Raw genomic sequence first — 11,544 nt, forward strand, 5'->3', positions numbered from 1 at the left:
CCATAAGCGGGAGAGGGAACTGACCGTGCAAAGTAAGCGTGCAGCCAGCACCGTCTGGTTAATTTCGCCTCTCCCTGTAATTTAAGCGTCCACTTATTCCGGTTAGGTGGACACCTGATGACTGATTCTAAATCTCTGACACGCCAGCGCTACACGCCCGAATTTAAGCTGCGGCTGGTTCACATGGCGCTTAAAACCCTTGAGGAAAACGGCAGCGTTGCCGCCCTGGCGCGACAGCATAATGTTAACGACAACCTCCTCTTTAAATGGATGCGCCTCTGGAAAAATGAGGGCCGCGTCGCTAAGCCCCGGGGGCGTAAAATAAAAACGCCAGCATTGCCCGCGCTGGTACCGGTTCAGATAGTGCATCCTTTACCCGCTCAGATACCGCTGCCTGACACCACCGCAGACTGCATTATCCGGCTCCCGGGCGGGGAAATATCGCTCCATAACCCCACTCCGGAGCAACTCAGCGCGATGCTGGCGGCCATCATGCGCGGAGGACGTCCGTGATAAACCTGCCATCCGGCACAAAAATCTGGCTGGTTGCGGGCATCACCGACATGCGCAACGGCTTTAACGGCCTGGGCGCAAAGATCCAGACCACCCTCAGAGATGACCCGATGTCCGGTCACGTCTTTATCTTCCGTGGGCGCAGAGGGAGCCAGGTCAAACTGCTCTGGTCCACCGGTGACGGTCTGTGCCTGCTGACCAAAAGGCTGGAGCGTGGTCGCTTCGCCTGGCCGTCGGCCCGCGACGGCAAAGTGTTCCTCACACCCGCTCAACTGGCCATGCTGCTGGAAGGCATCGACTGGCGGCAGCCAAAGCGCCTGCTGTCGCCCCTCACGCTGCTGTAATCCTGGTCACCTCGCGGGCAACCTGGTAGCATGCCCGCCATGAACAAATCTCTTCCCGACGACATCGCCCTTCTCAAACAGCGCCTGGCTGAACAGGAGGCGCTGAACCGCCTCCTGCAGGCAAGGCTGGATGAGCGCGAGCGCGAAGTTGACTACCTGCAGGCGCAACTGGATAAGCTGCGCCGCATGAACTTTGGCAGCCGCTCTGAAAAGGTGGCGAAGCGCATCGCGCAGATAGAAGCCCGGCTCACCGCCATGCAGAAAGACAGCGACGAGCGCACCGGTCGCGTGGACGACCCGCCGGTGCCACGACCGTTGCGGCAGACCCGCACGCGCAAACCGTTCCCTGAATCCCTGCCGCGCGATGAAAAACGTCTCACTCCGCCGGGATCCTGCTGTCCGGACTGCGGCGGCGTGCTGTCGTACCTGGGCGAAGACGTTGCAGAGCAGCTGGAGCTGATGCGCAGCGCGTTCCGTGTTATCCGCACGGTGCGGGAAAAACACGCCTGTAAAAAATGCGACCGCATCGTGCAGGCACCCGCGCCGTCGCGCCCCATCGAGCGCGGCATCGCCGGGCCGGGTCTGCTGGCGCGGGTGCTGACGTCAAAGTATGCGGAGCACACGCCGCTGAACCGGCAGTCGGAGATATACGAGCGTCAGGGCGTAACGCTCAGCCGTTCGCTGCTGTCCGGCTGGGTAGACGCGTGCTGCCAGCTGCTGTCACCGCTGGATGAAGCCCTGCAGCGCTACGTGCTGACGGACGGCAAGCTGCACGCCGATGATACGCCGGTCCCGGTGCTGCTGCCGGGCAATGGCAAAACGAAAACGGGCCGGCTGTGGACCTACGTGCGTGATGACCGCAACGCAGGCTCGGCGATGGCGCCGGCGGTGTGGTTCGCGTACTCGCCGGACCGCAAAAGGATGCACCCGCAGTCGCACCTTGCGGGGTTCAGCGGTGTGCTGCAGGCGGACGCGTACGCCGGGTTCAACGAGCTGTATCGCGAAGGCCATATAAAGGAAGCGGCGTGCTGGGCGCACGCGCGGCGTAAAATCCACGACGTTCACGTCCGGACGCCATCTGACACCACGACTGAAGCGCTGCGCCGTATCGGGGAACTGTACGCTGTTGAAGCCGGTATCCGGGGCAAAAGCGCATCGGAGCGTCTGGCCGTGCGGCAGGAAAAAACGGTGCCGCTGCTGACTGCGCTGGAAGGATGGCTGCGGGAGAAGCAGAAAACGCTGTCACGACACTCGGAACTGTCGAAGGCGTTCGCTTACGCGCTCAATCAGTGGGATGCGCTGAAATACTACGCGAGCGACGGCTGGTCGGAGGCTGACAACAATATCGCGGAAAACGCGCTACGGACGGTGAGCCTGGGGCGGAAAAATTACCTGTTCTTCGGGTCAGACCACGGCGGCGATCGTGGCGCGCAGTTGTACGGGTTAATCGGAAGCTGCCGGTTAAACGGCATCGATCCTGAATGTTATCTTCGCCATGTGCTGTCGGTGATAGCCGACTGGCCGGTCAACCGCGTTGGTGAGTTACTGCCGTGGCGCGTCACCCTGCCCGGGGCATAATCTCCGGGTCATCCTGTCAATACGGTTCTCGCTGTACGCTTACCGTGCAAAAATCATCAACTACACATCTCCTTCTCCCACTTGCGGGAGAAGGCCGTGATGAGGGCAACAACGCACATAAAACAAAAAACCCGCCGAAGCGGGTTTTTTGCGTAAAAAGTCCAAGCTGGCCGGTAAGTCAGGAAAGAATCCCAATACATCTGGCATCCAAGACGCTGATGTTAATCATGTATCTCATTTGGTGCCGCATAGAGACAAACCACTGCAACTGCTACCTCGCTACAACCCATTAGTTCAGTGATATCAGCCACCTCTTTTTAATTTTTTTAACCGATTATTTATATTTAATTGATCGTTTTTCTCGATTAATAATCTCGTACAGTTAAACAAAAAAATGGACTGCCCAGCGGAGTAGGCGAGGAAAATCTTACAAGCCTTATTGAACTGTATCTCGTAGAATACAATAAAACTAATTGGATGGTAGGAATACAATCCATTTAAATTATTTGAAAATATATTTATCAGGATCACTACCACCCTGCCTTTCTGCTGTTGATGCGAGTCTTAGCTAAAGCTCATTATACTTCTTCGCTGAACCAAAGCAGGCTTCTACTGGATATTTCTTATCGTTGATTTCGAGTTTTTTATAAGCGGCTTCAAGGATATTGATGTCTAATTTGTTCGATAACTGGAGAAGGTACAACAAAACGTCAGCCACTTCTTGTTCGGCCTGCGTCGACTGTTTGGGGTTAAGATTCTTACTCTCATCCTCAGTAAGCCATTGGAAAATTTCGTTTAACTCTCCAGTTTCAACAGACAATGCTATCGAAAGATTCTTTGGCGAATGGAATTTATCCCAGTTTCTAACCTGGGCAAAGTCAGTTAGTCTTTTCTGTAAATCTTCAAGGCTTTTGCTTTTCATAAATGCCCTTCAGATCATCGAGTGTTAACCATGGGCGTCTTCTATGCAGCATACGGTGGCAATTTGCACAGACAATCGCAAGATCACAAAGAGCAGTTTGTTCGTTTTTTTCTCGGAGACTAAGAGGGTTTTTGTGATGACACTCAGCAAAACCACGACCTAATTTACCGTATACTCCCTCGAAATCCATTGAGCAAATTTCACACTCAAGTTTGCCGGTTTCATTAAGCACTTGCTCTTTCTTCTGCTTAACAATTTTTGGATCTCGTTCCCGGGACTGATGCAATCTCATGATAGGCTTACCTTCATACCCAGATGCTTCTAAAGATGATTCTTCATCAGTTTGTTCATCTACATTACAGGTAATATCTGTCAGCAGCTCTATCGAATTGGCCCTGGTAATCGAACCCTGTGTACAGGCGGAATAACGCACTGCTTCAACGAACGCTTCATTGAAGAATTCAGTACCAAAAAAGATGTCCTCACCATAATCCTGCACAATTTCGAAGTCGAAGCGGTATGGATAATCATCATCAGGCCATACTTCAGTCGAGGAGTTATAAAAACCCTTTGTAACCTGTCCAATTATGATCTTCTGTACCAACCCCCGAAAATTATGCAGTTGCTCTTTTCCTACCCGTGAGAAGCCCGGAGGTGGTGCTCCTTCAGCTTTTAACCAAGAGATGGAGTAAACAAAGGCAACCAGATCACCTGTTTTTATGCTCCGAACAGTTTCCTTCTTTGACTCCTTTACTCCCCAGACTCCCTGATTCATACCAATTGGGAAATTAATCTTCGAATGTGGTTTATCGGATATGTACACTGCCCAAATCACGTTGTAGCCCTATGATATCATGATGTTTTCCTATCATATAATTACAGTGATTATTAATACACTTAAAATCATTAGCTGAGCATTCATTCTTCGCACGGCCGCCATCACTGTGGTGGTCAGGTTAAGAACATTGATTCGAGTTCATTAAGGTATGAGCATCTTCTAATGGTAAGCTGGTTGAGAGTTCACCCCACAGTTAGCGCTGAGGTTGCTCCTCCTCATACGATTGGCGATAAAATCGGGTTAATAGGGCGTGCCAAAGGTTGATAGATATCTTCATGTATAGCCCTCAGAAATTTTTCTTATGCGTGATAGTGCCCGGCGGAGTCGAACCCGGTCAGGCATTGGATGGTAAGCATTTCATCGTTCTTATGATTTCCGCAAATTGTTGTCGCGTCATCCTTTCAAGCCTGAGCATTGAGATGTGAGGCGCGAGACGAGCAATCATTGCCCGACAACGGCGAGGACTATCAGTCCCTAAAGAGCAGCGGAAAAACTGGCGATCAGACAGGCGAAAATAGACATAGTAAATGTCGTTTCGGCGGAGTTTTTGGGGAATGTAACAACCGTTGGTGTATCCCATTCTGTATCCCATTTTGCTTCTGAGCACCTGAGATACACCAACGTATTGTTTTTAAAGAAGTCGAAACTGACCGATAAGCCGGGTTCTGTCGTGGACAGTCATTCATCTAGGCCAGCAATCGCTCACTGGCTCAAGCAGCCTACCCGGGTTCAGTACGGGCCGTACCTTGTGAACCCCTATTTGGCCTTGCTCCGGGTGGAGTTTACCGTGCCACGAACTGTTGCCAGCCGCGCGGTGCGCTCTTACCGCACCCTTTCACCCTTACCTGATCCCATTACTGGGCCATCGGCGGTTTGCTCTCTGTTGCACTGGTCGTAGGCTTGCGCCCCCCAGGCGTTACCTGGCACCCTGCCCTATGGAGCCCGGACTTTCCTCCCCTCTGCCCGTCTCCCTCCGAAAAGGGACGACGACAAAGCGGCGACTGTCTGGTCAGCTTCGGCGCGGGATAATAGGCGATCCGCCGTCGTTTGTCACGCCTCTTGCTGATCGAGTGCGTAGCGATACAGCGCGTTTTTCTTCACACCGTGGATTTCCGCCGTCAGCGCCGCGGCTTTCTTCAACGGCAGCTCCTGCTGGAGCAGCGCCAGGGTGCGCAGGGCATCCGCAGGCAGCGCCTCTTCATCGGCCTTATGACCTTCAACCACCAGCACCATCTCACCTTTGCGACGGTTCTCATCCTCCTGCACCCACGCCAGCAGCTCCGCCACCGGTGCGCCATGCAGCGATTCCCAGGTCTTGGTTATTTCACGCGCCAGCACCACGTAACGATCCGCGCCCAGCTCCGTCACCATATCCTGCAAACTGTCGAGTAAGCGATGGGTGGATTCGTAGAAGATCAGGGTGCGTGGCTCCTGCGCTACGGCGCGCAGCGCATCGCAGCGCGCTTTCGTTTTGGCGGGCAGAAACCCTTCGTAACAGAAACGATCTGACGGTAATCCCGCTGCGCTTAATGCTGTAATCGCCGCGCAGGCGCCCGGCAACGGCACCACGCGGACCCCAGCTTCACGGCAACGACGCACCAGATGGTAACCGGGATCGTTGATTAACGGCGTACCCGCATCGGAGACCAGCGCGATGCTCTGGCCCTCCTGCAATTTAGCCAGCAGCACCTCGGCTTTCTGCTGCTCGTTGTGGTCGTGAAGTGCGAACAGTCGCGCATTGATGGCGAAATGTTGTAGCAACAGCCCGGTATGACGTGTATCTTCCGCTGCGACCAGATCGACGCTCGAAAGCACCGTTAACGCTCGCTGCGTAATATCACCCAGGTTACCGATCGGGGTAGGAACGATATAGAGCGTGCTGGCAGAAATCTCTGCCCGATCGAGTTGTTTCATTGTTTCATCCGAATTGCCGATTTAATATTGAGCATCTTGAAAAAAACATCACTGGATACAGTATGCTTCCTTCAAAAGTCGTACGTCATAAAGCAGGACGCTTGGTACCTGTTCTTCTTGCTGGACTGATTTTAGCCGCCTGTAGTGGTCATGGACCGCAGCAAACCTCCAACGTCAATATTCAAGGCCCTGCTACTGGCCGGTCTGACTATTATCTGCAACAGGTGCAGCAAAGCAGCGATGATAGCAAGACCGACTGGCAATTACTTGCCATCCGTGCCCTGTTGAAGGAAGGAAAGTATCCACAGGCCAACGACCAGATCAACCAATTGCCGCAGCAGCTGTCGAATGTGCAGCAGCAGGAGCTGCAATTGCTGCGTGCGCAGATGCAGATTGGTCAGCAGGATTTCAATGGCGCCCAGCAACTGCTGAGCCAGCTGAAAACCGATGGCATGTCGCAGGATCAGCAGGCTCGCTACTACGGCCTGCAAATCGCCGCCGCGCAGAATCGTCCTTCTCTGGCGCTGCTTCGCGCCTATATCGCGCAGGAGCCGCTGTTGCAGGGTGCCGATCACCAGAGCAATATCGACGCCACCTGGCAGGCGCTGACGCAGATGACCAAAGACCAGCTGAACAGCCTGGTGATCAATGCGGATGAAAACACCCTACAGGGCTGGCTCGACCTGCTGAATACCTGGCACACCAACAGCCAGGATCCAGAGATGCTGAAAGCGGCGATCAAAGACTGGCAGACGCGCTATCCGCTCAACCCCGGCGCGAAAACGCTGCCGACGGCACTGAGCCAGGTGCAGAACTTCAGTAAAGCCTCCACCAGCACGATCGCGCTGTTGCTGCCGCTGAATGGTCAGGCGCAGATCTTCGCCAATGCGATTCAGAAAGGCTTCAACGATGCGAAAAACGGCGTATTAACCGCCCCGGCCGCACCGCAGCCAACAACGGCCGCGCCTGCCAGTGGCGATGCCGTCGCTCAGCAAGCGCAGCCTTCTGCGCAGCAGCAACCGGCCACCCCGGATGCCAACGCGAACGCCGTGGTTAGCCCGGCCGCCGCCGCCGTCACGCCAGACCAAAGCGCACAACCACAGCAGCCAGCCGCTGCTCCGGCTCCAGCGCCGACAGCAACCGCCGGTGACAGCAACGCGCAGGTTAAAGTTTACGACACCAGCAGCCAGCCCATTCAGCAGGTGATGCAGCAGGCGCAGCAGGATGGCGCCACCATTGTGGTCGGTCCGCTGCTGAAGAGTGACGTAGAAACGGTGGCCAACAGCCAGACGGCGCTGAATGTGCTGGCGCTCAACGAGCCGGAACAGATCCAGAACCGTCCGAATATTTGTTATTTTGCGCTTTCTCCTGAAGACGAAGCGCGTGATGCCGCGCACCATCTGTGGGACCAGGGCAAACGCCAGCCACTGCTGCTGCTGCCACGTAACAGCTACGGCGACCGCGTCGGCAAAGCCTTTGCGCAGGAGTGGCAGACGCTGGGCGGCGCTACCGTGCTGCAACAGCGCTTCGGTTCCGTGGGCGAGCTGAAGCAGGGTATCAACAGCGGCGCGGGCATTAACTTAAGCGGCACGCCGCTGACTGTGGAACCGGCCCAGCCGCAGGGCGTGTCGATTGCCGGATTGACCATTCCGGCACCGCAGACCAGCGCCCCGGCAGCCGATGCCAGCGGTGGCAGCCTTGATTCGGTGTATATCGTCGCCAGCCAGGATGAGCTGCAACTGATCAAGCCGATGATTGCGATGCGCACCAGCAGCCGCAGCAATATCTCGCTGTATGCCAGCTCGCGCAGCTTCCAGGCCGGTGCCGGCCCGGACTTCCGTCTGGAGATGGATGGGTTGCAGTTCAGCGACATTCCGCTGCTGTCCGGCGCTAATCCGGCGCTGATGCAGCAAGCGGCAAAATCGTTTAACAATGATTATTCGCTGGTCCGCCTGTACGCCATGGGCATTGATGCCTGGACGCTGGCGAACCACTTTAACCAGATGCGTCAGGTGCCGGGCTTCGCCATTGATGGCAACACCGGTAAGCTGAGCGCCACACCGGATTGCGTGATCAACAGGAAGTTGGCATGGAACCAGTATCGTCAGGGACAGATCGTTCCGGTACAGTAAATCGCCAGCGCATTGGCGCTGAGCAGGAGCAGCAGGCGCGCCGCTATCTTGAGCGCGCCGGGCTGCGGTGGATTGCCAGCAATGTCCGCTGTCGCAACGGTGAGATTGACCTCATCATGCAGGATGGCGATTGCTGGGTGTTTGTTGAAGTACGCTATCGGCGCGATGCGCGTTTTGGCGGCGCCGCCGCCAGTGTGACGCGTCAGAAACAACAAAAGCTACTGCGTGCAGCAGCATGGTGGTTACTGGCGCGCGGCGGCAGTTTTGATACGGTGAATTGCCGTTTTGACATCATTGCCATTACCGGACAGGCGCTGGAGTGGCTGCCCGATGCCTTTCATGCCGATATGTAGAACCAGGTGGTCTTGTGCAGGACAGAATTAAAGCGTGTTTTACCGAAAGTATTCAGACTCAAATCGCTGCCGCCGAGGCGCTGCCGGATGCCATTTCCCGCGCGGCCATGACGCTGGTGCAGTCGCTGCTGAGCGGTAACAAAATTCTTAGCTGCGGTAACGGCGCCTCAGCCGCCAATGCGCAGCATTTTGCCGCCAGCATGATTAACCGGTTTGAGACCGAACGCCCCAGCCTGCCTGCGCTGGCTCTGAGCGCTGACAACGTGATGTTGACCGCGATCAGCAACGATCGGTTGCACGATGAAATATACGCCAAGCAGGTGCGAGCGCTTGGTCAGGCCGGTGATGTTCTGCTGGCCATTTCCACCCGTGGCAACACCCGCGACATTGTGAAAGCGGTTGAAGCTGCGGTTACACGCGATATGACCATCGTGGCGCTTACCGGCTACGACGGCGGTGAGCTGGCCGGTTTACTCGGCCCACACGATGTGGAAATTCGCATTCCATCACATCGCAGTGCGCGCATTCAGGAGATGCATATGCTTACGCTGAACTGCCTGTGCGATTTGATCGATAACACCTTGTTCCCCCACCAGGAATGACTGAAGGAGCTAAGATGAAAGCATTGAACGCTGTCGCCATTCTTTTAACCGCCATGATGTTGCAGGGCTGTGTCGCCGTCGTCGCTGGCGGTGCTGCTGTCGCGACCAAAACCGCCACCGATCCCCGCACCGTGGGCACCCAGGTGGATGACGGTACGCTGGAGCTGCGCGTCACTAACGCGCTGGCAAAAGATGAGCAAATCAAAAACCAGGCCCGTGTAGTGGTCACCGCCTATCAGGGCAAAGTGCTGCTGACCGGTCAGTCACCGTCGGCAGATCTGGCGAACCGGGCGAAACAGATCGCCATGGGCGTTGACGGTGCCACTGAGGTTTACAACGAAATCCGCACCGGTCAGAAGGTCAGCCTGGGAACGTCCTCTTCCGACACCTGGATCACCACCAAAATCCGCTCACAGCTGCTGAGCAGCGACCAGGTGAAATCGTCGAACGTGAAAGTGACCACTGAAAACGGCGAAGTGTTCCTGCTGGGTCTGGTGACACAACAGGAAGCCTCGGCAGCGGCGGATATCGCCAGCCGGGTGAGCGGCGTGAAGCACGTCACCACCGCCTTTACCATTCTGAAATAACCCTTCAGGGCGGCACCCGCCGCCCTTTTTTCACACCGGAATATCAATCACCAGCGCACGCAGCGGCGTTTTGGCCTGCAAGGTAATCTGCTGTTCTTCCGCCAGAAACGCGCCGTCACCACAGCTCAGTTTTTCCTGATGATCGCTGCTGGCCCGCACATCCAGCGATCCGTGGATGGATTGCAGATAGGCGCGTGGTCCGTGCAGTTTCACGCTGTGCTGCTCACCCGGCGCCAGCGTCACCTGATGAATCCACACCTGCTGACGCAGTTGCAGGCTGCCTTCGGCGCCGTCGGGCGAGGCCAGCAGGAACGACGTCTGCGACGGCAGCGTCATTTTCTGCAACAGCGGGTTCTCGCGTTCCGGACACGCCGCCAGCCACAGCTGCATACGCGTCAGCGGGCGATCCTTGCTGAGGTTGATTTCGCTATAGCTGACGCCCTGGCGCGCCGACAGCAGCAGCGCCTCGCCTTCACGCGCGGTGATATGGTTGCCGTCGCTGTCGCGGTACTCCGCTTCCCCCTGTAGCACCAGGTTCAGCACATCAACCTGCGGATACGTACGTGGCTGGAAGGCGGCACCGGGCGCCAGCACTTCCTGATTGAGCACGCGCAGCGAGGCGTACCCCATCAGTTTCGGGTCAAAATAGTGGCCAAACGAGAAGCTATAACGCGCCTGCAACCAACCGAAATCGGCCTGGCCACATGCGGACGCGCAGCGAGTAGTCATCATGATTTACCTCCGACGTTCTGCGGGATGATGCGACCGCAGACTTTATAGGATTATGGTAAAAGTCTGGACGCCGGATTGTTAGCCAGTTAATCTGCCCGGCATGTTCAAATTTCCTGACAGAGAATCGGCATGGCAAAAGAGCGCGCGTTAACCCTTGAAGCTTTACGTGTGATGGATGCTATTGACCGACGCGGCAGCTTTGCCGCAGCGGCCGACGAACTGGGACGTGTCCCTTCCGCCCTGAGTTACACCATGCAGAAGCTGGAAGAGGAGCTGGATGTGGTGCTGTTTGACCGCTCCGGCCACCGCACTAAGTTCACCAACGTGGGACGTATGCTGCTGGAACGCGGCCGCGTGCTGCTGGAAGCCGCCGATAAACTCACCACCGATGCCGAAGCGCTGGCGCGCGGCTGGGAAACCCATCTCACCATCGTCACCGAGGCGCTGGTGCCAACCGAACATCTGTTCCCGCTGGTCACCAAACTGGCGGACAAAGCCAATACGCAGATTGCCCTGGTGACTGAAGTGCTGGCCGGAGCCTGGGAGCGGCTGGAGCAGGGGCGCGCCGATATCGTGATTGCGCCGGATATGCATTTCCGCGCCTCCACCGAAATCAACACCCGCAAGCTGTACAGCATGATGAGCGTGTATGTCGCCAGTCCGGATCACCCGATTCATCAGGAAGCTGAGCCGCAGTCTGAAGTGACGCGCGTGAAGTATCGCGGCATTGCCGTGGCCGATACCGCGCGCGAACGCCCGGTGCTGACGGTGCAGCTGCTGGATAAACAGCAGCGCCTGACGGTAAGCAGCATGGAAGACAAACGCAAAGCGCTGGTGGCCGGGCTTGGTGTCGCCACCATGCCTTATTCGCTGGTGGAGCAGGATATTGCCGAAGGACGTTTACGCGTGGTGAGCGCGGAATATACCCGCGAAGTGGATATCATCATGGCCTGGCGTCGTGACAGCATGGGCGAAGCCAAAGCCTGGTGCCTGCGCGAAATCCCGCGGTTGCTGGCGAAAAAAGGGTAA

12 protein-coding genes and 1 other RNA gene are annotated in these 11,544 nt (G+C 56.3%); 8 read left to right on the plus strand and 5 right to left on the minus strand.

The window, feature by feature from the left end; genetic code table 11:
* The first annotated feature begins 117 nt into the window (after positions 1-117).
* From AC6I8V_RS17585 to tnpC, 3 genes are read left to right on the plus strand one after another with little or no spacing between them, the layout of a single operon-like run.
* The gene (locus AC6I8V_RS17585; protein WP_497843499.1) at positions 118-513 is read left to right on the plus strand and encodes a transposase; all 396 of its coding nucleotides are present in this window, start codon (positions 118-120) and stop codon (positions 511-513) included.
* A complete protein-coding gene (gene tnpB / locus AC6I8V_RS17590) occupies positions 510-857 on the plus strand; it encodes an IS66 family insertion sequence element accessory protein TnpB (protein ID WP_497843500.1) in 348 nt (115 codons plus the stop codon). Before AC6I8V_RS17585 ends, tnpB begins: the two co-directional genes overlap by 4 nt.
* A gap of 39 nt (positions 858-896) precedes the next feature.
* Positions 897-2,435 (plus strand): IS66 family transposase, encoded by a 1,539-nt coding sequence (gene tnpC, locus AC6I8V_RS17595; RefSeq protein ID WP_497843501.1) that lies wholly within the window; start codon positions 897-899, stop codon positions 2,433-2,435.
* Between the two features lie 568 nt (positions 2,436-3,003).
* On the opposite strand, the gene AC6I8V_RS17600 is transcribed toward tnpC, so the two are convergent.
* The 4 genes from AC6I8V_RS17600 to rsmI all read right to left on the minus strand — a co-directional run bounded on the left by AC6I8V_RS17600 (position 3,004) and on the right by rsmI (position 6,109).
* Positions 3,004-3,357 carry a nucleotide pyrophosphohydrolase gene (locus tag AC6I8V_RS17600; RefSeq protein WP_497843502.1) on the minus strand — a complete coding sequence of 118 codons (354 nt, stop codon included), beginning with the start codon at positions 3,355-3,357 and terminating at the stop codon, positions 3,004-3,006.
* Positions 3,338-4,180 (minus strand): HNH endonuclease, encoded by an 843-nt coding sequence (locus AC6I8V_RS17605; RefSeq protein ID WP_497843503.1) that lies wholly within the window; start codon positions 4,178-4,180, stop codon positions 3,338-3,340. Before AC6I8V_RS17605 ends, AC6I8V_RS17600 begins: the two co-directional genes overlap by 20 nt.
* A gap of 653 nt (positions 4,181-4,833) precedes the next feature.
* Positions 4,834-5,212: RNase P RNA component class A (rnpB, locus tag AC6I8V_RS17610), an RNA gene on the minus strand.
* Positions 5,213-5,245: 33 nt separating this feature from the next.
* A complete protein-coding gene (gene rsmI, locus AC6I8V_RS17615; protein WP_497843504.1) occupies positions 5,246-6,109 on the minus strand; it encodes a 16S rRNA (cytidine(1402)-2'-O)-methyltransferase in 864 nt (287 codons plus the stop codon).
* Positions 6,110-6,171: 62 nt separating this feature from the next.
* Here rsmI and AC6I8V_RS17620 point away from each other — a divergent pair, with 62 nt between their 5' ends.
* From AC6I8V_RS17620 to dolP, 4 genes are read left to right on the plus strand one after another with little or no spacing between them, the layout of a single operon-like run.
* Positions 6,172-8,241 carry a penicillin-binding protein activator gene (locus AC6I8V_RS17620; RefSeq protein ID WP_497843505.1) on the plus strand — a complete coding sequence of 690 codons (2,070 nt, stop codon included), beginning with the start codon at positions 6,172-6,174 and terminating at the stop codon, positions 8,239-8,241.
* Positions 8,199-8,594, plus strand: a complete 396-nt coding sequence (locus AC6I8V_RS17625) for a YraN family protein (RefSeq protein WP_497843506.1) — start codon at positions 8,199-8,201, stop codon at positions 8,592-8,594. Before AC6I8V_RS17620 ends, AC6I8V_RS17625 begins: the two co-directional genes overlap by 43 nt.
* 14 nt (positions 8,595-8,608) lie before the next feature.
* Entirely contained in the window at positions 8,609-9,196 is a 588-nt protein-coding gene (diaA, locus tag AC6I8V_RS17630; RefSeq protein WP_497843507.1) for a DnaA initiator-associating protein DiaA, read from the plus strand.
* A gap of 14 nt (positions 9,197-9,210) precedes the next feature.
* Positions 9,211-9,783: a division/outer membrane stress-associated lipid-binding lipoprotein gene (dolP, locus tag AC6I8V_RS17635; protein ID WP_497843508.1), complete on the plus strand. Its 573-nt coding sequence runs from the start codon at positions 9,211-9,213 to the stop codon at positions 9,781-9,783.
* Positions 9,784-9,813: 30 nt separating this feature from the next.
* Here the strand turns inward: dolP and AC6I8V_RS17640 are convergent, their stop codons facing one another.
* The gene (locus AC6I8V_RS17640; protein ID WP_497843509.1) at positions 9,814-10,515 is read right to left on the minus strand and encodes a pirin family protein; all 702 of its coding nucleotides are present in this window, start codon (positions 10,513-10,515) and stop codon (positions 9,814-9,816) included.
* A 129-nt stretch (positions 10,516-10,644) separates the two neighbouring features.
* Between AC6I8V_RS17640 and AC6I8V_RS17645 the strand changes: the two genes are divergently transcribed.
* Positions 10,645-11,544: a LysR family transcriptional regulator gene (locus AC6I8V_RS17645; RefSeq protein ID WP_497843510.1), complete on the plus strand. Its 900-nt coding sequence runs from the start codon at positions 10,645-10,647 to the stop codon at positions 11,542-11,544.

This window comes from Pantoea sp. X-Soil-TKNS-1207 (assembly GCF_059730485.1).

Coding starts and splice junctions, on each gene's coding strand:
- AC6I8V_RS17645 (WP_497843510.1), top strand. CDS start 10,645: ATGGCAAAAGAGCGCGCGTTAACCCTTGAAGCTTTACGTGTGATGGAT.
- AC6I8V_RS17585 (WP_497843499.1), top strand. CDS start 118: ATGACTGATTCTAAATCTCTGACACGCCAGCGCTACACGCCCGAATTT.
- AC6I8V_RS17625 (WP_497843506.1), top strand. CDS start 8,199: ATGGAACCAGTATCGTCAGGGACAGATCGTTCCGGTACAGTAAATCGC.
- rsmI (WP_497843504.1), bottom strand. CDS start 6,109: ATGAAACAACTCGATCGGGCAGAGATTTCTGCCAGCACGCTCTATATC.
- AC6I8V_RS17600 (WP_497843502.1), bottom strand. CDS start 3,357: ATGAAAAGCAAAAGCCTTGAAGATTTACAGAAAAGACTAACTGACTTT.
- AC6I8V_RS17640 (WP_497843509.1), bottom strand. CDS start 10,515: ATGATGACTACTCGCTGCGCGTCCGCATGTGGCCAGGCCGATTTCGGT.
- tnpC (WP_497843501.1), top strand. CDS start 897: ATGAACAAATCTCTTCCCGACGACATCGCCCTTCTCAAACAGCGCCTG.
- dolP (WP_497843508.1), top strand. CDS start 9,211: ATGAAAGCATTGAACGCTGTCGCCATTCTTTTAACCGCCATGATGTTG.
- AC6I8V_RS17620 (WP_497843505.1), top strand. CDS start 6,172: ATGCTTCCTTCAAAAGTCGTACGTCATAAAGCAGGACGCTTGGTACCT.